The sequence below is a fragment of the Pseudoalteromonas sp. Isolate3 genome (assembly GCF_022398505.1).
In the GTDB taxonomy this organism is placed as follows: domain Bacteria; phylum Pseudomonadota; class Gammaproteobacteria; order Enterobacterales; family Alteromonadaceae; genus Pseudoalteromonas; species Pseudoalteromonas apostichopi.
In genome coordinates this window covers 1-19,906 of the sequence record NZ_JAKEVN010000082.1, presented here as the reverse complement: position 1 = coordinate 19,906, position 19,906 = coordinate 1, and the positions used below count along the sequence as shown (strand labels likewise).

General features: G+C 40.3%; 24 protein-coding genes. 15 read left to right on the top strand and 9 right to left on the bottom strand.

The window, feature by feature from the left end:
- The 12 genes from L1D46_RS14755 to L1D46_RS14700 form a co-directional block, all read left to right on the top strand.
- Nucleotides 1-459, top strand: a 459-nt coding sequence (locus L1D46_RS14755) for a hypothetical protein (protein WP_239977762.1), incomplete at its 5' end; no start/stop codon positions are given.
- A 112-nt stretch (nt 460-571) separates the two neighbouring features.
- Nucleotides 572-1,777, top strand: coding sequence for a porin (locus L1D46_RS14750; RefSeq protein WP_239977761.1), 1,206 nt, complete (start codon nt 572-574; stop codon nt 1,775-1,777).
- A 14-nt stretch (nt 1,778-1,791) separates the two neighbouring features.
- Nucleotides 1,792-2,319, top strand: a complete 528-nt coding sequence (locus tag L1D46_RS14745; RefSeq protein ID WP_239977760.1) for a cytochrome c — start codon at nt 1,792-1,794, stop codon at nt 2,317-2,319.
- Between the two features lie 82 nt (nt 2,320-2,401).
- A complete protein-coding gene (locus L1D46_RS14740) occupies nt 2,402-2,815 on the top strand; it encodes a MerR family transcriptional regulator (protein WP_138522053.1) in 414 nt (137 codons plus the stop codon).
- Nucleotides 2,816-2,916: 101 nt separating this feature from the next.
- Nucleotides 2,917-5,160, top strand: a complete 2,244-nt coding sequence (locus L1D46_RS14735; protein ID WP_239977759.1) for a heavy metal translocating P-type ATPase — start codon at nt 2,917-2,919, stop codon at nt 5,158-5,160.
- A gap of 11 nt (nt 5,161-5,171) precedes the next feature.
- Nucleotides 5,172-5,525, top strand: a complete 354-nt coding sequence (locus L1D46_RS14730) for a cupredoxin domain-containing protein (protein WP_239977758.1) — start codon at nt 5,172-5,174, stop codon at nt 5,523-5,525.
- A 14-nt stretch (nt 5,526-5,539) separates the two neighbouring features.
- The gene (locus L1D46_RS14725; protein ID WP_239977757.1) at nt 5,540-5,887 is read left to right on the top strand and encodes a P-II family nitrogen regulator; all 348 of its coding nucleotides are present in this window, start codon (nt 5,540-5,542) and stop codon (nt 5,885-5,887) included.
- Nucleotides 5,877-6,212 carry a DUF2933 domain-containing protein gene (locus L1D46_RS14720; protein ID WP_063529849.1) on the top strand — a complete coding sequence of 112 codons (336 nt, stop codon included), beginning with the start codon at nt 5,877-5,879 and terminating at the stop codon, nt 6,210-6,212. The genes L1D46_RS14725 and L1D46_RS14720 overlap by 11 nt, the downstream gene beginning before the upstream one ends.
- Entirely contained in the window at nt 6,205-6,870 is a 666-nt protein-coding gene (locus tag L1D46_RS14715) for an isoprenylcysteine carboxylmethyltransferase family protein (RefSeq protein WP_130244332.1), read from the top strand. The genes L1D46_RS14720 and L1D46_RS14715 overlap by 8 nt, the downstream gene beginning before the upstream one ends.
- On the top strand, nt 6,854-7,276 hold the full coding sequence (locus tag L1D46_RS14710) for a hypothetical protein (protein ID WP_130244331.1): 423 nt from the start codon (nt 6,854-6,856) through the stop codon (nt 7,274-7,276). Before L1D46_RS14715 ends, L1D46_RS14710 begins: the two co-directional genes overlap by 17 nt.
- A 10-nt stretch (nt 7,277-7,286) precedes the next feature.
- Nucleotides 7,287-7,658 carry a hypothetical protein gene (locus L1D46_RS14705; protein ID WP_019677951.1) on the top strand — a complete coding sequence of 124 codons (372 nt, stop codon included), beginning with the start codon at nt 7,287-7,289 and terminating at the stop codon, nt 7,656-7,658.
- Between the two features lie 50 nt (nt 7,659-7,708).
- Nucleotides 7,709-8,059, top strand: a complete 351-nt coding sequence (locus L1D46_RS14700; protein ID WP_062566151.1) for a hypothetical protein — start codon at nt 7,709-7,711, stop codon at nt 8,057-8,059.
- 216 nt (nt 8,060-8,275) lie between these two features.
- Here the strand turns inward: L1D46_RS14700 and L1D46_RS14695 are convergent, their stop codons facing one another.
- Both L1D46_RS14695 and L1D46_RS14690 read right to left on the bottom strand, forming a co-directional pair.
- On the bottom strand, nt 8,276-9,007 hold the full coding sequence (locus L1D46_RS14695; protein WP_016708238.1) for a glutaredoxin: 732 nt from the start codon (nt 9,005-9,007) through the stop codon (nt 8,276-8,278).
- A gap of 1 nt (nt 9,008) precedes the next feature.
- A complete protein-coding gene (locus L1D46_RS14690; protein WP_008109672.1) occupies nt 9,009-9,530 on the bottom strand; it encodes a DUF305 domain-containing protein in 522 nt (173 codons plus the stop codon).
- A gap of 823 nt (nt 9,531-10,353) precedes the next feature.
- On the opposite strand from L1D46_RS14690, the gene L1D46_RS14685 reads away from it, so the two are divergent.
- Nucleotides 10,354-10,545, top strand: a complete 192-nt coding sequence (locus L1D46_RS14685; RefSeq protein WP_227006812.1) for a cupredoxin domain-containing protein — start codon at nt 10,354-10,356, stop codon at nt 10,543-10,545.
- Between the two features lie 91 nt (nt 10,546-10,636).
- Here the strand turns inward: L1D46_RS14685 and L1D46_RS14680 are convergent, their stop codons facing one another.
- The 7 genes from L1D46_RS14680 to L1D46_RS14650 form a co-directional block, all read right to left on the bottom strand.
- Nucleotides 10,637-13,747 carry a CusA/CzcA family heavy metal efflux RND transporter gene (locus L1D46_RS14680; RefSeq protein ID WP_016708236.1) on the bottom strand — a complete coding sequence of 1,037 codons (3,111 nt, stop codon included), beginning with the start codon at nt 13,745-13,747 and terminating at the stop codon, nt 10,637-10,639.
- A gap of 54 nt (nt 13,748-13,801) precedes the next feature.
- Nucleotides 13,802-14,716: an efflux RND transporter periplasmic adaptor subunit gene (locus L1D46_RS14675; RefSeq protein ID WP_016708235.1), complete on the bottom strand. Its 915-nt coding sequence runs from the start codon at nt 14,714-14,716 to the stop codon at nt 13,802-13,804.
- Between the two features lie 2 nt (nt 14,717-14,718).
- Nucleotides 14,719-16,047 (bottom strand): TolC family protein, encoded by a 1,329-nt coding sequence (locus tag L1D46_RS14670; RefSeq protein ID WP_029216105.1) that lies wholly within the window; start codon nt 16,045-16,047, stop codon nt 14,719-14,721.
- A gap of 69 nt (nt 16,048-16,116) precedes the next feature.
- On the bottom strand, nt 16,117-16,479 hold the full coding sequence (locus tag L1D46_RS14665; RefSeq protein WP_239977756.1) for a hypothetical protein: 363 nt from the start codon (nt 16,477-16,479) through the stop codon (nt 16,117-16,119).
- A 45-nt stretch (nt 16,480-16,524) separates the two neighbouring features.
- Nucleotides 16,525-17,424 carry a cation diffusion facilitator family transporter gene (locus tag L1D46_RS14660; protein ID WP_016708232.1) on the bottom strand — a complete coding sequence of 300 codons (900 nt, stop codon included), beginning with the start codon at nt 17,422-17,424 and terminating at the stop codon, nt 16,525-16,527.
- Nucleotides 17,417-18,145, bottom strand: a complete 729-nt coding sequence (locus L1D46_RS14655; protein WP_239977755.1) for a transglutaminase family protein — start codon at nt 18,143-18,145, stop codon at nt 17,417-17,419. Before L1D46_RS14655 ends, L1D46_RS14660 begins: the two co-directional genes overlap by 8 nt.
- A gap of 12 nt (nt 18,146-18,157) precedes the next feature.
- A complete protein-coding gene (locus L1D46_RS14650) occupies nt 18,158-18,811 on the bottom strand; it encodes a cation transporter (RefSeq protein ID WP_016708230.1) in 654 nt (217 codons plus the stop codon).
- 82 nt (nt 18,812-18,893) lie between these two features.
- Between L1D46_RS14650 and cadR the strand changes: the two genes are divergently transcribed.
- Nucleotides 18,894-19,283: a Cd(II)/Pb(II)-responsive transcriptional regulator gene (cadR, locus tag L1D46_RS14645; RefSeq protein ID WP_016708229.1), complete on the top strand. Its 390-nt coding sequence runs from the start codon at nt 18,894-18,896 to the stop codon at nt 19,281-19,283.
- A gap of 131 nt (nt 19,284-19,414) precedes the next feature.
- Nucleotides 19,415-19,906, top strand: a 492-nt coding sequence (locus tag L1D46_RS14640; RefSeq protein ID WP_239977754.1) for a recombinase family protein, incomplete at its 3' end; no start/stop codon positions are given.

Sequence of the window (19,906 nt, the reverse complement as noted above, 5' to 3'; positions counted from 1 at the left end):
GTGGCTAATATTGTAGGTGCTAAAGAAGGAATGATAATGTTTGGACTTTTCAGGTGGTTTAAAATAGTGATAATAACTGTGTTGCTTACGCAGCATAGTTTTGTTACAGCTAAGCCAATGAATTGTGAAGAACATCAAAATGGATCTTCCGACACTCATATTATGCAACGAAGCAAAAATATTCACCATCAATCAATGAATGACAATAGTCACTATCACACTGTAAACTCGCAAGACTCTAAACACCGTCATGGTGATGAAGTATGTGAAAAATGCAAAGCTAGTGATTGTGTTTGTTGTGAGGGGGGATTTTGTTCAAGCTTTCATTTAAATGCCTATCTTGTGCAAGCGCAAGAGGAAGGTATTTGCAATATTTACTCTGAGCTATTTCTACAGCGTACACCTCTACCAAAATCTGGTATCCATCTCTTACTTTATCGTCCACCAATTATTGGCTAATCACGGGATCAGTGCGTCTTTTTTTCGCCACTCCCATCAAAAATAGAACGATTTATTCATTGGTTTAAATAACCAACTGTTTTGAACAATTAGCACAATATTTTTGGGAGGCATGATGAACATGCTCAAATTATTGCCATTTGCAATAGCTACCGCTGTTGCGAGTGGACATCTCTTAGCGAATGAACAACAAAATAATAGTCGCTTCGCGTTAGCGGGGTATGGAGACGTAAAATACGAAGGCAGCAAATTGATGGATACAAGTGCATTCAGTGCGCGATTTGTACCTATTTTCTTGTTTAGTCTCAATGACAAAATGCATATAGAAGCTGAAACTGAAATCTCAGTCGATGAAAATGGGGAAACTGAAGTCGAGCTTGAATACGCTGATATTCATTATTTCCTTTCAGATACAACTACTTTTACCGCAGGTAAATTTCTACTCCCATTTGGCCAGTATGGGCCGAATCTACATCCTAGCTGGATTAATCGCTCAGCGTTCTCTCCCGGTATTTATGGCGGGTTAGGTGGTCATGGTGGTTATCAACCTATGCAAGGTTTGTTACCCGTGATGAGTGATATTGGTATTGGCATTCAACACATAATTCCTTTGGGTAAAAATCAGAAAATTTTCTTTGATGTATACATGACAAATGGGCTTGCTGCCGAGGCTCCTCATGAAGATGAAGAAGATGCCCATGATGAAGAGCCTGTGCAGGATGAACACGAAGAGGAGGTTATCGATGAACATGCTGAAGAGGAAGACGAGCATGAAGAAGTTGATGATCACGCTTTGGAACTTCCTGAACTCGCGTTTGAAGCAACGAGTGCGGATAACAACTCTGACAAAGCATTTGGGGGGCGTATTGCGTATGCCTTTCTTCCGGGCATTGAGGTTGGCGCTTCCTATTACACGGCAAAATATGATGATGATGAAGAGCTAGGGTTTACAGCAACTGGCTTTGATATCAACTGGATTGGTAACCATTACATCGTCAGAGGGGAATACATCAAAACAGAAACTGATGCCTTCGAAGAAGATGAACATGAAGAAAACAAAGTGATCACATTTGATCGCAATGGCTGGTATCTCCAAGCAACTTTTATGGCAGGAAAAATGTTCAATGTATTACAAGGAACAGATTTCGTCGTTGAATATGCTGAGACCAATAAAATTAACGAAGCAGAGCGTTGGGCTTATGGCATTAATTACTGGTTAGACAGTCGAGCTGTCATTAAGGCGACATACGAAGATACCACCGTTCACGATGGGGAAGACGACAAGCGCTTCGCTATCCAATACAGCTATGGCTTTTAAGGGGAGATACTTAGATGAAATCAATTATTCAAATATTACTGGTTGTCAGCTTATCTCTTTTGTCTGCTTTTAGCTCTCATGCAGAAGAGAAGATTTCCGGTGCGGAAGTGATCAATAACAATTGTGCAAGATGCCATAACGCTCGCGCTGTTCATGAATTTTCTATTCCCGAATGGAAAGTCATTATGCCGCATATGCGAGAAAAGGCGCATTTAACAGGTAAAGAAACGCAAGCTGTTCTTGAATTTTTGGAACTAACTAGCCAAAGCGTACCTTTAGCAAAAAAAGTAGCGCCAGAAAAGATGATTGCGCCTGATGGAAAGCAATTGTTTACTCAATTTGGTTGCCAAGGCTGCCATTCATTGAAAGGTGATGGTGGCACTGTTGGCCCAGCGTTAGATGAAACGATTAAAAACAAAGGGATCGGCTTCTTTATTAAGAAGCTCCAAAACCCTCAGTTTAATAACTCATCTTCGCCTATGCCTAAAATGCCGCTAAACGAGCAACAGATAAAAGCAATAGCTGAGTACATTAAATCATAAGGAAGCGCTTGACCTGTGTCTTAGACACAGGTCTAAGCTGTAGATGAGAGTACAAACTTAGGTGAAAAACTAAGGAGTAAATATGAAAGTAACAGAGTTGGCAAAAAGCCTTGGAACGACTGCTGATACGGTGCGCTATTACACTCGATTGGGACTGTTAAAACCTGCTAAGTCAGTGAACGGCTACAAGTCATACTCGAATAAAGAGGTATCGAGACTTAAATTCATTTTAAGTGCCAGAAACCTTGGTTTTTCCGTTGCTGATATCAAGCAAATTCTTAATGAATCTGAAGATGGTAAAAGTGCGTGCCCATTAGTCAGAAGCCTGATCAAAGAGAGGCTTGAAGAAACAGAAAAACAGTTTCAAGCAATGTTGGCACTTCGAGGAAAAATGTCTTCAGCTCTTTCTCAATGGGAAGAAATGGAAGACAAAGCGCCGACTGCAAACATGGTTTGTCATCTCATCGAAAACTTTGAGCAAATTAAAAAGGCATAGGAGGAAAAATGGTGACTACTAATACAAATATAGAAACCGAATCAGGCTGTTGCTGTCAGGCAAAAGCTCAATCCTCTTCGTGTAAAAGTAAGGAGAATACGTTGGAGAAAGTATCACATAACCAACAGCTCATCATTGAAGGAGCTGGGTGTGCTAGCTGTGTAGGCAAAATTGAAGGGGCGTTAAAGGCAACTCTTGGTGTAGTCAGTGCGGAAATGAATTTTGCTGATAGGACTGTAACAGTTTCTGGGACAGCTAAGACAGAAGAATTGATCAAAGCTGTTGAGTCTGTGGGGTATAACGCGAAGCCAATTGATGATAGCTCGGCAGCAGATGCGCTTGACGAGAAAGAAGCGGCTGATTGGGCATATTATAAAAAACTAATGCGCGATACGTTTATTGCCCTTTCACTCGGTGTTCCTTTGATGATCTACAGCATTGTGGTTGGAGAAATGACGGTTGAAACAAACCTTGAACGCATGTCTTGGCTGGTTGTAGGCATTTTAACTTTTGGTGTTATGTATTTTTCAGGTAAGCATTTTTATGTTGGCGCTTGGAAAAGCTTTAAAAACCACTCCGCTAATATGGACACTTTAATAGCTTTAGGAACAGGTACAGCTTGGGTGTATTCGATGGTTGTCGTGTTTGCACCTGACGCCGTTCCATTAATGGCACGGCATGTTTATTTTGAAGCTACCGCCATGATCATTGGCTTAATTGATTTAGGTCTGGCATTAGAAATAAAAGCCAGAGGTAAAACCTCTGAGGCCATTAAGCGTCTTATCGGCTTGCAGGCCAAAACGGCAACCGTAGTTCGTGATAGCAAAGAAGTTCAGATTGGTATTGAGCAGGTTTTACTTAACGATATTGTAAAGGTAAAACCGGGCGAAAAAATTCCCGTCGATGGTGTGGTATTGGAAGGGCACACCTCTATTGATGAGTCCATGCTGACAGGCGAGCCTATGCCTGTTGAAAAAGCCGAAGAAGATGAGGTTGTCGCTGGTACTTTGAACAAATCAGGCATGATTATGTTTAAAGCCACACGTGTTGGAAAAGACACGGCGCTTGCGCAAATCATCAATATGGTGAAACGAGCACAAAATTCTAAACCGCCGATTGGCCGCTTGGCTGATGTTATTTCAGCTTTTTTCGTTCCTGTTGTCATGATCATCTCTGTGTTAAGTGCGCTAGCATGGCTTAACTTTGGACCTGAGCCAGCAATTGCTTTTGCCATCGTATCAGCAACTACTGTACTCATTATTGCCTGCCCATGTGCTTTGGGCTTGGCAACGCCCATGTCTGTCATGGTCGGAGTAGGAAAGGCCGCAGAAGCAGGCGTGCTTATTCGAAACGGTGAAGCACTGCAAACCGCCTCTAAAATCACTGCCATGATTTTAGATAAAACGGGCACTATTACTGAAGGGGCACCTAAGGTAACCGATATTGTTTTAGCAAAAGCTACGGACGAAAAAGACGTACTACAGCTTGCTGCAAGTTTAGAGAGCGGCTCAGAGCACCCTTTAGCGCAAGCGATTGTTGAAAGTGCGTTAGATAAGGATATTGAGTTACTAAAAATTGAAGCGTTTAACGCCATTACGGGTTTTGGTGTAGAAGCAAACTGCAACAATAATGCCCTGCTTTTCGGAAACGATAAACTAATGAAGTTAAAAGGCATAGACCTCACAGGCTTTGTTGAACAAGCGCAGTCTTTAGCCAAAGAAGCCAAAACACCTATGTACTTTGCTGTAGATGGTGAACTTGCAGCAATCATTGCTGTTGCAGATCCTATTAAGTCAGACTCAATCTCTGCTATCAAACGACTTCAGGCTAATGGTATACGCGTCATCATGTTAACGGGTGATAACAAGGAAACCGCTGCTGCTGTTGCCAAAAAAGCGGGTATTAGTGAGTTTCTTGCTGAAGTGCTGCCAGAAGATAAAGCCAACAAGGTGAAAGAGCTACAAGAAGGCGGCGAAATTGTTGGTATGACAGGAGATGGCATCAACGATGCTCCTGCGCTAGCGTTAGCCGATGTTGGCTTCGCAATAGGCACAGGGACTGATGTAGCTATCGAAAGTTCTGACATTACCCTAATGCGTGGTTCACTTCATGGCCTAGCTGATGCCATAGCGGTAAGCAAAGCTACTTTACGAAATATAAAACAAAACTTGTTTGGCGCGTTTGTCTATAACGTAGCCGGGATTCCTTTTGCTGCGGGGATTCTATATCCCTTCTTTGGCATTCTGCTTAGCCCTGTAATTGCAGGTGCTGCAATGGCGTTTTCGTCATTGACTGTAGTGTCAAATGCAAATCGACTTCGCTTGTTTAAAGCAAAAGAGAATTAAGGAGAAACACGATGATGTTAATTAACTTATTAGGCTTAGTGTTAATCGCACTGATTGTTTGGTGGTTTTGGCTATTCAAACCCAATAAAACAATTGTTCAAGGTAATGAAGTACTCATTGAAGTGAGGGATGGCGTGTATTCACCATCCTCAATCCAAGTGTCTGCTAGTCAACCTGTCACTCTGAAGTTTATGCGCAAAGATCAATCACCCTGCGCTGAAACAATGCTTATTCCATCATTGGAGGTAAGCGAGCAGCTTAAATTAAATGAAATTACTCAAATTACTTTATTGAACTTATCACCGGGAGAGCATGAGTTTCATTGTCAGATGCAAATGTATCGCGGTGTCTTAAAGGTTGTTTAGGAGGGTTTATGAACATGAAAAAAGTGACCGCCATTTTCGATGAAATGGTGTTAACACGAGTAGAAGAGGCACTACTTTCACATGGCTATAAAGGCTTTACCATTCATAAAGCAACGGGCAGAGGTGCATATGCTGATACTTACAACAGAAATCACTTATCAGCACATATAGTTATGACAATTTATGTTGCTTTTGATGATGCAGAACATGTTGCTAAAGTTTTGCTTGATGCAGCGTATACCAACGTTGAAGGAGAAGGACTAGTTAGTATCTCCCTTGTGGATAATCTCTTCTGGATAAATTCTAAGTCTGAAGCTTCAGCGGAAGATTTAAGGTCAATAGGAGGCCAATATGAAAAATGAGCACCCTAAATTTTGGTCAACACCCACGGGTTGGGCTGCATTGGTGCTTATTGCGGCAGCCACCTATTTTTTAATCTTTGAACATGGACAGCATGTACTGCAATTTCTTCCTTATTTGATTTTATTGCTATGCCCGTTGATGCACGTATTTATGCATGGCAGTCATGGCAAACATGGCCACGATCATTCACATGCGCCTGATGAGAAAAAGGAAGAGAGCTTTCAAGAACTCACGGATAAAAATGCTGCCTATCGTGACGGCTACATACAAGGTTTAGAAGAAGGACGTAAGGAATCACATAAAAAGGAGAACAGTGATGAATGAGACATATGATTATGGCTTATGGTCAATGGTGATACTGAACTCAGCAATTTTTATCTTTTTTGCCTTTAGTTTTGTCAAACCAAAAACATCTACTGATTGGCGAAGCCTTGGAGCGTTCTCCGCCTTTATTGTTGCCCTATTTACTGAAATGTATGGCTTTCCTTTAACTATCTATTTTCTATCGGGATGGCTGACGGAGACCTATCCAGAAGTTAACTTCTTTGCGCATGAAAATGGGCACTTATTGCATACTTTCTTTGGTTTTGAAGGTGATGCCCATTGGGACCCATTTCATATAGCGAGTATGGTATTTATTGTTGCTGGCTTCTTTATGTTGTCTTCAGCATGGAATGTATTACATCACGCGCAAAAAAATCATCAATTAGCGACCACAGGATGGTATGCAAGGTGTCGTCATCCACAGTATGTAGCATTCATTCTAATCATGTTCGGCTTTTTATTGCAGTGGCCGACCATCCCAACACTTGCGATGTTTCCAATCTTAGTCGTTGTTTACGTCAAGCTAGCGAAACGCGAAGAAGCACAAGCGATTGCCGAGTTTGGTTCGGAGTACCACAGATATATGGAATCGACACCAAGTTGGATTCCAAATTTTAATAAAAACATAGAAGGTAAAAATCATGAAAACGTTAGGTAAATCAATTTTATTTGTCAGCTCACTATTGGCGGCCACAAGTTTATTTGCTCAAAACAATGAGCATAAACATGAAGGTGCGAATAATTCTGATATGCATCAAGGCATGGCAATGTCGCATGAAAATATGGAAAAAATGCATAAAAAGATGATGGAAATGAAAAAAGAAGTTTTAGCAATTAAATCTGAACAAGATCCTGAAAAGCAAAAAAGAATGATGCATAAACATAGACGTTCAATGATGAAAATTATGCAGATCATGCATCGAGATATGGAAGACAAACCTATACATAAACAAATTGCAATGGCTGAACATCATCTGGAAATGATGGAAAACATGATGCCGCAGATGAACCGGAAAATGGAAGAAATTAAAGATAGCAATCAACAGCATTCACACAAACATTAGGAGAAAAATTATGAGCGATTTAGATCATAGAGTTGGCGTTAGAGAGCAGAATTTAGTTGTTCGAAATCTAAAGCTTAGCAATGTCACAGAAGAAAGCTGTGACGAGTTAGTAAAAGAAATAGATCAGCTTTTTGGTATAGATGAAGTTAGTTACAACATCAAAGAAGGTGAAATACACCTTGCCTATGATGCCGCAAACGTAAGCCTTGATGGGATTGAGGAGGTAATCCGTAAGTATGGCGCAGATGTTCATGATGATTGGTGGACACATACTAAAGAAAGTTACTATAAATTTGTTGATCAGAACATCAAAGATAACTCTGTTCATAAGCCTTGGAGTTGTCATCAAGCACCTTCGGGGGCTGGCCGGAAAAACAAATGAATTCATAAAAAAGTGTATAGATAATTAGTTAGTCAAATGAGGTAACAGTGATGAAAACACCCTATATAAAAGCTCTTTTATTGCTTACATTCGGTTTATATTTAGTGGGTTGTTCTAATACCACTTTTTATCATAAATACATGATGAGAGGTCAGGTAGTAGAAAGTTCTGATAATCGAACTCTAATCTGTATTGGTGCTAAGCATGGCGCAGAGGTTGGGCAAAAATACAGTGTTATTAGATTCCATGAAAGAATAGTATTGAGTGAAGGTGACGATCCCTACACTATCGAAAAGGTAGGAACGGTACAAATTACTAAAATTGTGAATGATCATTTCGCAACTGTAAAGCTAGTGTCTGGTGACATTGCAGCGAAAGATATGGTGGAACTTGAAAACTAATAAAGTGGTGGCGAAAGCCACCACAAGAGCATAACAATAAAACTTAATGAAAAAGCTTTAGTGTTATTTTGTACAACCTTTGAGATTGTTTGCTCAGTTCTGGTTATCTTGATGCCAGTACGACAGAAAAAATGTTACATATGGATTAGAAAGGTGTGGGCTGGCATCCTAGGTCTAATCTTAACAGTTAAGGAGCCGCCGAATAGAGCTATACCTTTACATCAGCAGCATAATCAATGCTCCCGCGATCATAAATAAGTTTTCAGATAGCGATACAAATCCAAGTGGCACACTACTATCGCCGCCTACACAGGCACACTTTAACTGGCGTTTGTCAATGTAAACGGCTTTGAAAACTGAAATTGCTCCAACTGTGCCGATAAACAATGAAAATGGTGCCACTGCGAGAGGCTGTAGTTGGGCAACCATACCAATACCTGCATATGCTTCAATGAAGGGATAAATATAACCATATCTTATCCATCTCATCGCTAGTAAATCATAAGTAATAAACGAATTTGTGAAACTGTATAGGTCTTTCAGTTTTTGCACCGCTAAGAGCGTCATTGAAAAAGCTATAAATAGCATCAGTGTTCTGATGGAGATAAATGAGCCGGAAGCAAAATGTTGAGATGCGACAGCAAGAAGTGCAGCTATCGAGAAAATGGCTACAACTGGCGTGTAGGTTGTGCCAGTTTGACCTGCTTCATCTTTACCAAAATACTCTCTTAAGTCATCGTATCCTCCGACACGCTTTCCTTCAATAAAGGTTTGTGGCGTAGTTTTGACATCATGCTTATCTTTGAAGTCATCAGCTTGTTGTCTTGACGTGAGCTTATGATCTTCTACATCATACCCTTGCCTCTCCAGCAAATCTTTCGACCTTAAACCATAGGGGCAGATATGTTCGTCAGTGACCATTCTGTACAGGGTAGCTGTCTTAGTCATCTTAGTCTCCTTTGTTCAGTGTGCCTTCAAACTTTGGGAGCGGTCGTTGCTCAGCCTGAGCTTGTGAGCTGACCTTTCCATTTTCAGAAATATCCTTAATCAGCCATTCCATTTCTTTTATTTCTTTTCGTTGGGCTTTAATAATACCATTTGCCAATTCACGCACGCGTACATCCTCCAAAGTTGAATGCTCACTAGTAAGAATAGCAATGGAGTGATGAGGAATCATCGCTTTCATGTAGGCAGTGTCAGAAATTGTGCTTTGAGAGCGAACAAGATAAAGACATATGGCGAACAGTATTGTCGCCAATAGAAAAATAGCCATGTTGAGCTTCTTGTTACTGTACATGCCAAGCATAAAGGCCAGCATGATCATTGCCATACCTGCTCCCATATACAACGCCATATAGATACGCGTTTCACTAAACCATATATGTGATACTGCGTAAGTGTTGAGATACATCATGACAAACATAGCAATGGTTGAGGTGATGATCATTGCAGCAAATCTTGAGTATTTCATAAGTAATCCTTACATTGATAGTGTAAATATTTCCCACTGTTAGCCTATTATTCTCTACATGTGGTCATGTTCTCGAAAAATTGCAAGTAATGAGCCAGTATCAATAAGAGTATTTGTAATACGATTGACTCAATTTCAGCGCAATTATTGTGAATCAGTACTAATCTACACATTTCGGTGTAAGAGTTTATGGGCAAAAAATCTTCTTTGAAGGAGATCAAATCAGCTTATATTTAGAGTTTGAGTTTTGAACTTGTGATAGACACAGGCGGAATTGGCTTTAGTTAACAATCTAATGTGGGAACTCAAAGTACTACAAGCTGAGCTTCAACAAATGTAAGCTCGTGTACAAGTGAAGACACAGTTAAAGCATGTGGAAGAATTAATCTTGATAGTTAGAGTTGTCATTTATTTCACTTTTTAAATGAACGAATATTGATCTTTTATCTCGTTCATGTCCGAAAGCTAAAAGTTTCCTACACATGAAAGTGGTTTTGCAAGAGTATCTACTAGAGAACAAGATTTGAATGCTCAACTGTTCAGTTGGGCTATTATGGTTGTAAAAAAATATTATAAGGCAATGTGTCTGGTACTTCGGTTAGAAATGAAAAAAGTTAAAGAAGCTAATCGATTTCATCAGGTAGGGTGATGAGGTAATAGTTACTCGCCTTGATCGGCTAGGCCGATCATTAAAGTCTATTCTTGAGGACATTGAAAGTACTCACAAACGGGGCGATTGTTCAAAGATTATTAATGGTTCTGTCAGTACAAAAAATGATAATCCGTTTACCAGTTTCATTCATAATCTGCGCAATTAGCAATAATGACGTGCGTTCATAACGGTCATAAAGAGCAATCCCCCTGCGCTGAAATAATGCTTATTCCTTCATTGGATATAAGCGAACAGCTTAAGTTAAATGAAATTACTCAAATTACCTTATTAAACTTGTCACAGGGAGAGCATGAGTTTCATTGTCAGATACAAATGTATCGCGGCGTCTTAAAAGTAATTTAGTTTTAAATAGGTCTTTTTACACACCTGAACGAGCAAAAGTAACTTAACAAAAGGCTTCTCGAAAACATTACGAGAAGCCTCTAAATTAAAGTTAAGATTTGTATTTACTGTAAACAATTCTATATAGAACAGGCAAAACAACTAAAGTAAGTAAAGTAGAGGAAATAATCCCTCCAATTACCACCGTTGCTAATGGCCTCTGAACTTCAGCCCCAGTTCCGACGTTTAATGCCATAGGAATGAAACCTAAGCTAGCAACCAAAGCGGTCATTAATACAGGGCGAAGCCTGATAGTTGCACCTTCGATAATTGAGTTTATTAGCTCTCCTGTTTCAAGTAATCGCTGTTTAATGAATGACAGCATCACCAGTCCATTTAATACAGCTATCCCTGAAAGAGCGATAAATCCAACAGCAGCAGAAATTGAAAGAGGCATGTCTCTTAACCACAAAGCCAATACGCCGCCTGTAAGTGCTAAAGGCACACCACTAAATATGATCAGGGCATCTTTTATTGAACTAAATGCTATGACAAGCAGTGTCAAAATTACAAACAATGTGGCAGGTACTACGATGGATAATCTTTGCGTTGCACTCTCAAGTTGCTCAAATGTTCCGCCGTACTCAAGCCAATAACCAGCAGGCAATTCAACATTTTGTTGAATTTTTTGCTGTGCCTCTTGTACGAATGAGCCTAGATCTCGGTTTCTAACATTTGCTGTAATTACAATTCGTCGCTTACCATTTTCTCGGCTTATTTGACTTGGAACTGTCGTATAATTTAACTCTGCAACTTCGCTTACAGGTACAAACTCACCACTTTCTGTCGCGATTGGCAAATTACCTAGCTGATCAAGGTTGGCTCTCAACAGCTCAGGATATCTAACTACAATTTCAAATCGACGATCACCTTCGAATATTAACCCTGCGCCTTCACCTGACACGACTGTTTTTAACCAAGACTGTAAGTCGCTTGCATCCAACCCGTATAGCGCTAATGCTTCAGGCTTGGGGTTAACGGTAAAGATAGGCACGTCATCAACTTGTTCGAGCCGCGCATCAGCAACACCTGAAATTGTATTGAGTGTAGCCAAAACTTCTTGTGCAGAAATGACAAGTTGGGATAGATCATCACCGTAGAGCTTAATCCCTAAATCAGCTCTTACTCCGCTAATTAATTCGTTAAATCGCATCTGAATTGGTTGAGTAAACTCATAATTATTGCCGGGAATAGAGCTGAGATCTTTTTCCAGCCTTTCAACAAAATCCTCTTTCGTTAAATTAGGGTCGGGCCATTGCTCTCTCGGCTTTAATATCAGAAAAGTATCAGTCACATTTGGCGGCATCGCGTCTGTCGCAACTTCTGCTGTGCCCGTTTTTGAAAACACCGTAACAACTTCATCATATTTCATAATTTGTTGTTCAAGTACCTTCTGCATTTCTACAGCTTGGTCAATACCCGTGCCCGGAATACGCATCGCGTGCAGTGCAATGTCACCTTCATTAAGTTGAGGAACAAATTCAGATCCTAATTTACTACCAAGTAATATGCTAAATGTCACAAGTAAAGCAGCGCCGCAAACAACTAGCCAACGTAGTTTTAAAGCCCACTTCAAAACAGGACTATAAACTGACTTAGCGCCGACAATTACTGGACTTTCTTTTTCGCTGATTTTGCCTTTCAAGAATAAAGCAACCGCAGCGGGGACTAGCGTGAAGGTAAATACCATTGCAGACAATAGAGCGATTATCACCGTTGCGGCCATCGGATGAAACATTTTGCCCTCGACACCCGATAAGGTAAACAAAGGTAAATAGACAATCGTTATGATCAATACGCCAAAAACACTAGGTCGTATAACCTCATTGGTAGCAGAATAAACAATGTCTAGGCGTTCTTTCAGGGAAATGACAGAACTATTTCGTTTTTGGCTTTCTGCTAACCGCCTAATGCAGTTCTCAACGATTATTACCGCGCCATCGACAATCAATCCAAAATCTAAGGCTCCCAGACTCATTAAATTCGCAGAGACTTTGCTTTGAACCATGCCCGTGATTGTTGCCAACATTGCCAAAGGAATTACTGCGGCGGTAATCAAAGCGGCGCGTATGTTACCCAGTAATAGGAACAATACGAAGATAACCAGTAATGCACCTTCAATAAGATTTTTCTGTACGGTGCTAATTGCTTTATCAACCAGAGTTGTCCTGTCATATAAGGGAACTATGGACACGCCTTGAGGTAAACTGTTTTGGATTTCACTAAGCTTGTCACCAACAGCCAATGCCACCGAGCGTGAATTTTCTCCTACCAGCATCATTGCGGTGCCAATCACACTTTCCTTGCCTTCCAGTGATGCAGCTCCTGTCCTTAGCTCTTTTCCTATCGCAACTTCGGCGACATCTTTAACTTTTACAAGTGTGCCGTCGTCGCTTTTTATAATGACGTTTTGGATGTCTTGAATAGATTGCAACTGAGCTTGTGAACGAACAAGAATTTGCTGTCCGCTTCTTTCGATGAATCCAGCCCCTTGATTTGCATTATTTCGCATTATTGCATTTGATAGTGCTTCACTGGTAATACCGAAGTGCAACATCCTTAACGGATCGGGATTGATATGGTATTGCTTTTTATAGCCACCAATTGCATTGATTTCCGTAATCCCTTTAACCAATGCAAGTTGTGGTTTCACTACCCAGTCATGGATCTCCCTTAACGCCATCGCATCATAGGGTAAGCCATTATTCTGCTTTGCACTTTCGTCGGCAGTTATACTGTACATGTATATTTCACCGAGGCCCGTAGCAATTGGTCCCATTTCTGGTTCAATGCCAAACGGTAGTTGCTCCTTAATTGCGCTAAGTCGCTCATTGATTAGGTTTCTGGCAAAATACAAATCTGTGCCTTCTTCAAACACAACAGTCACTTGCGACAGGCCATATCGAGAAAGTGAACGGGTATAATCCAGCTTAGGTAAACCCGCCAAGCCCGTTTCGACGATAAACGTAATCCGTTGCTCTGTTTCCAAAGGTGAATAACCTTGAGCCTGCGTGTTTATTTGTACCTGTACATTGGTTATATCTGGCACAGCGTCAATAGGTAGCTTCTGATAGTTCCATATTCCTAAAGCGATGATAAACAAGGCCATAAGCAACATAGTACCACGTCTACGGATAGATAATTCTAGTATCCAAGCGATCATATTTTCACCTCGATAATACTGAAGCCAATATGTAGAGGACAAAAAGGTCGGAGATTAGTGTTCATGTCCAGCCTCCGATTTTTTTAGATCAGCAACTAGCAGATAACTGTTCTTTACAACCACACTTTCGCCGACGTTCAAACCGTCGATGATAGCAATATTGATAGCGTCTGAAGCGCCAGTTTTTACGGCGCTAGGGTGGTATTCATTGCCTTCTTTAATAAAAACAACATCTTTGCCTTCAAACTCTTGAATGGCTCCTTTTGGCACAACAACTGGAGCAGAGTGTTGACTGGTCGTAACCGCACCTTTAATTACAGTGCCAAGCGGCCACTTGTTGGTTTTGTTATCCAATTTTACAAATGCCAATGAGTATGGCTTGTCGTTTAGTGATGGTGTTAAATAGCTAATTTGCGCACTTTGATTAAATTCAGTGCTATGAATTAGCACCTGCTGGTTAGCGTTAACCTTACTTAGCTGAGTAGGAAACACTGATAGTTGTGCCCAAACCACGTCAAAATTGGCTATTGTCAGCAAGTTTTCACCATTTGTAAGCTCGCCAATATTGGCTTGCCTAGCGACTATACGCCCAGACATTGGTGCTTTTATCGAATATTGATTTAAGCTCTCATTGGATTCAATCACTACCAACGTTTCACCTTTTTTGACCTCTTCGCCGAGATTGACTTTTACTTCCTTAATAACACCATCGAATCTAGCGTTAACGTGCGCAAGTGAGGCAGGATCGGCAACGATTTTTCCATATACAACTTCTTCGTTATGAATAACACCGCTAGTTGCTGCTACTGTTTCAATGCTGTTTTGTTTAGCCATCTCAACAGACATAGAGACTATTTCATCTTTGTGTTCTTCACTGGCTGAGGTCGTGATGGAGGTGAAACCAATTACAGCAACAAGCATTAATTTGAAAAGGCTGATTGGTGAATTTAATATATTTTTCTTTTTCATGATTAATTCTCAATAAAGCTTGAAAGTTGGCTTTCTGTATTGCCGGAAGAAATTAATGGAATGCCTGATAAGGACTCAATGGAGGCGCTTTGTTTGTGAACCTCACTTGCGGCAAAAATAAGCGCATATTGCATCTCAATAAGCTCTTTTTGAACTGAAACTAGCTCTAAATAACTAAAGCGCCCGTCCGAATAGGCTTTTTGCACTAATGACAAAGCACTTTCTTGAGGCGGAATAATACTGGTTTGTAAGGTTTCAACCGTAAGGCGAGCCTCTTCCTGAGCCGCATAAAATGTCGCTAATTGGCTGTAAATTGCTCGCTCACTGGCTTTCCGTTGCTGCTCAACTTCATCGAGTTTTGCTTTTTGAGATTGATAGCTGCCTCTATTTCTATCACTCGTAAACAGAGGGACGCTAATTCCTGCAACCAACGCAGTCTCATTGCTACCTTCAAGTCTTTTCACACCTGCGCTCCACGTTATATTAGCGTGGCTTTGTGCGTTGATTGATTGTAATTGAGCTTGCTGAATTCTCGATTGCTCTGCATAAGCTAATATATGAGGACTTTGAGAAAGTTGAGCCATGATGTATTCGAGTGATATTGTTTTGGGAAGTGCAAATAAATCGCCTGATACACGAGAGAATTGCGGTGATTGTTCTCCCCACATAATAGCTAACTTACGAACACTGGCCTCTAACTGCTTGGAAATGGTTAGCGTCTTTAGTCGAGCTGTTGCTAAAGCTGCATCAGCTCGTTTTTGCTCTGATGACGGTGCCGAACCAACACGAACTTTTTTGGAGACAGTTTGATAGGTTTCTCGTGCTAGCTTTTCTGCATTTTCATTGACGAGCATGATTTGCTGTAACGTCAAAACATCGATATAGCGAGCTGCTACTTCACCCAAAATATCGAGTGTTTGTATTCTTTTTTCAACAGCTATTGCTTGCTGTTGGGCATTAACATAAAGCTTTCTGCTATTTACCTTATCTCCCAATTCCACCACGGAAGATATTGATAAGGTAAGTTCAGCGTCGCTGAATCCAGATACATCACCTGTACCTGCAAAGTTTTCCAATTCAGCGCTGACGTTATATTCAGGTTTTAACCCTGCGGTAGCTAACTCGCCGTCTAAACGCTTTTGTTTGTATTTAAAAGCTGTTAGCTGTGGGTTGTTTGCAAGTGTTCGTTGTATTGCCTCTGACAATGAAACTGAATCAACAGTTAAGTCATTTGCAAATACATTATTAGTTGTCACTAAAAACGACAACAGAAGCAACCGTTTTACTTTCTTCCAAGCAAGTACGGGGGCCTTAAAATAAGACATATTCATATTTTGTCCTGTTTATTTTATGAAACGAGCGTTGGCTTCACCGCCTAACGCGCCAATTAAATAAAAGGACTAACTTTTGGGAGGTCGAAGTAATCTGGAAGGGGGAGCTTCAATGACTACTTTTAAATAATCAAATACCTGACTTGATTTGAAATCAATGTCTCTACTGATGTAAACATGCGCAGCAAACTGTACATGCGAGCCATTGCAGTGTCCGCAATGATGACAATCAGCGGGGTTGTGTTGGTCATTATCTGCTGATGATTGTATTAATTTTTCAGAAGAAATGTGGTCATCTAAAGCATGAACATGCTCGGTTTTTATATGCTCGGAATCAACAATATGAACATCAGCAACTTTTGCCACAGCAGAAAATGACTGAAGTAATATCAGCACTATCATGATGTATGCAGGGAATTGTTTAATATTCATTTCGTTTCAACTATCTCTTAGTTATGCCAATGTTAACACTATCGTTTAGCTTGCGTCACGACATTGCTCGTCTATGAACTCTATTTCAATTGTTGTATGAGCAAAATCAAACTCTTTAAGCTCCTGTCGCAACTCTAGCTTGTACGATTTCAGCTCTTCGTTAGATATTTCAGTGTTTAAAACAATATGGGCGGTTAAAACGTTGTGTTCACCATCAAGTGACCAGATGTGTAAGTGATGTACTTCACCCACAATGGCTTTAGAAACTATTTTCGATTTAATATTTTCAATAAGATCAATATCTGGTGTCGCTTGCAAGAAGAGCATAAGTGTCGTTTTCAGTGTTCTTACAACATTAAATAAAATAAAAAGGGTAAACCCAATTGATAAAATAGGATCGAGTATGGGCCATTCAACAAACATCAATACGATTGATACAATAAATATAGCTATCCAACCTAAAACGTCTTCAAGCAAGTGCCAGTTTAAAACTCGTTCATTTAAGGTCTTTCCATGACTTAGCTTATAGGCAGCGTAACCGTTTACCACCATGCCAAAAATAGCTAATAAAAGCATTCCTTCGACTTGAGGCATTTCGGGGTTAGCTAATCTTGGTATGGCCTCAATTAGTATAAAAACAGAACCAACAGTTAATACCAAACCGTTAATCAATGCGCCAAGCAATGAAAAGCGCTTGTAACCATATGAAAACTGGCTAGAGGCAGGCTTGTTACTGAGCTTATTTAATCCCCATGCGGTGCCTATGGAGATGCTATCTCCTAAATCATGGATAGCATCTGCCATGATTGCCGTACTATTGGTTAACCAACCTCCGATAAATTCGATGATGGTAAACGTGAGGTTTAGAAAAAAAGCCCAGCCAATGCGTCTCGAAGCGTCCTCATCATTGTGAGGGTGATCATGACCGTGAGAGTGGTTATGCATGTTGAGCCTCGGCGGTTACATTTTTTCTTCTAAGCCTTTGTACATTCCAATTAATGATATGACGGATAAAGTTTTGGTACGCCCAACGTTTAATACCCGTTAGATTGGTTCCCTGCTCAGCATAGAATTCATCGGGTGAGTCATAAAAGCCAAAGTCGTCGTGTATGCCTTCTTTTTGAATATAAGTATCTTTACCAACCCAGTTCGTCTCTGGGTTACTTATGCAGGTAGTAGCTATTCCATAACCACAAAAATTATCTTTAGCTTGACTGAATTTGGATTGAATTGAACTTAGGTAAGCTTCGTCGAGAATGAAGCCTTCTAAATTGATCCACTTACCTTCATAGAGCACTTCTACCCAGCTATGGATAATGGATTTTGGGGCAAGCCAAAATACATAAAAAGGAATAGCGCCTTTCTGAAGCTGTTGGTCAATCGTGAAACCATGAAATCGGCACTGAATACCAAGCGCTCGGAATAGAGCCATTAACAAGTTTCCCTTGGTATTGCACTGTCCATAGCCATCCGCTAAAACTTCACTCGCAGATATATCATCGCTGCGGTTGTAACCAAACTGAATCTCATCTTTAACAAAGGTGTAAGCAGCTCCTATTGTGTTGTATTCATCCATTGTATTCCAATTCCGATCTGCTATTAGAGATTGGATGCTGTGATCATCTAAGTCTAATATTTGTGTTTTCTCTAAATAATTAGCACTCATTATCCATCTCCTTTAAGAACATGATTTTGATTTACTTCCACTACAGCTATTGTTTTCGCTTGTTAACTCTGCGTTGCTCAGCTCTTTCTTCGCATCAGTAATAATCAGGTAAGCCCCTCTTAAAATTAGGGTTGCAATCACACTACCAATCACAATGTCAGGCCAGCGAGAATCAAGTAGCATCACTAAAACACCAGCAGCAATGACCCCCAAGTTTGCGATCACATCGTTGGCTGAAAATATCCAGCTTGCACGCATATGGACTTCACCATTGCTTTGCATTCTGATTAAAACTAAACAAATGACGTTTGCTATTAATGCTACAAAACCAAAGCCGATCATGAACCAAGAGTGAGGCTCACCTTCTCCGAGTCTTCTTACTATGTCAAAGATTACCAGTATTCCGAGTGTCAGCTGAAAGTAACCGCTGATAAGGGCTGCATTGGCTTTATGCTTTAAAGATCGGCTCACGGCATATAGAGCAATACCATAGACAATTGCGTCAGCCAGCATATCCATTGAATCTGCTATCAAAGCCGTTGAGTTTGCATATAGGCCCACAGTAATCTCAACGCAGAACATAACCGCATTAATACCTAGCAACCAATACAGCACATGTTTTTGTTTCGCATCTTTTAGTTCGACTTCGCAACCACAACCACTCATTGCACGGCCTTAGTTATTTGCTTGATAACTTAACTATAAAGTCTATAGTGACTATAGAGTCAAGATTTAGGACTAAAGTTTTATGAAGATAGGTGAACTTTCAAAAACGACAGGGTGTTCGATACAAACAATTCGGTATTACGAGAAAGAAGGGTTGCTTTCAACTCCTGAACGTACTGAAGGGAATTACAGGTTATACGGTGAACGGGCTTTAAAAGAATTAGAGTTTATAAAGCATTGCCGAAGTTTGGATATCCCTCTAACAGATGTTAAACGCCTTATGGAACTGAAAAATAAGCCAGAAGAAAGCTGTGCAAGTGTTAATAAGCTCATTGCTCAACAATTGGCCTTAGTTAACAATCGAATGAGAGAACTCAAAGCACTAAAAGCTGAGCTTCAACAAATGGCAAGTTTGTGTACAACTGAAAACACCATTGAAGCGTGTGGAATAATTAAGTCACTTGATAGTTAGAATTGTCATTCATTTTCTATCCGTGTTGTGTACGAATAACTATATTTTATTACGTTCATGTACGAAATTTATTTAATGTACTTTCGTTCACTTGATTGTTAAGATGTACGAAAGTTACAGGTTTCGTACATATGAAAGTTGGTTTTGCACGAGTTTCGACTCAAGAACAAGATTTACAAGTTCAACTGTCCAAGTTGGGCGTTCATGGCTGTGAGAAAGTATTTCAAGGGAAGCAAAGTGGTGCTTCGATTAAAAATGATGAGAAGTTAAAAGATCTCATAAATTTTATACGAGAAGGCGATGAAGTAATTGTTACTCGCCTTGATCGGCTTGGCCGATCATTAAAGACTATTCTCGAAGCAATTGAAAGTATTCATAAAAAGGGAGCGTGTTTAAATATCATCGACGGCTCTCTCAATACTAAAAATGATAATCCATTCTCGACGGCGATGATCAACCTTTGCGGAGTCTTCGCTCAGCTTGAGCGGGATTTAATAAAAGCCAGAACAGCTGAAGGTCGTGAAGAGGCTAAGGCTAAAGGCAAACATATGGGGAGAATGTCTGCTTTGTCTGATAAACAAGCGAAGGAATTATATAAAGATAAATTAAATGGTGAATCGATT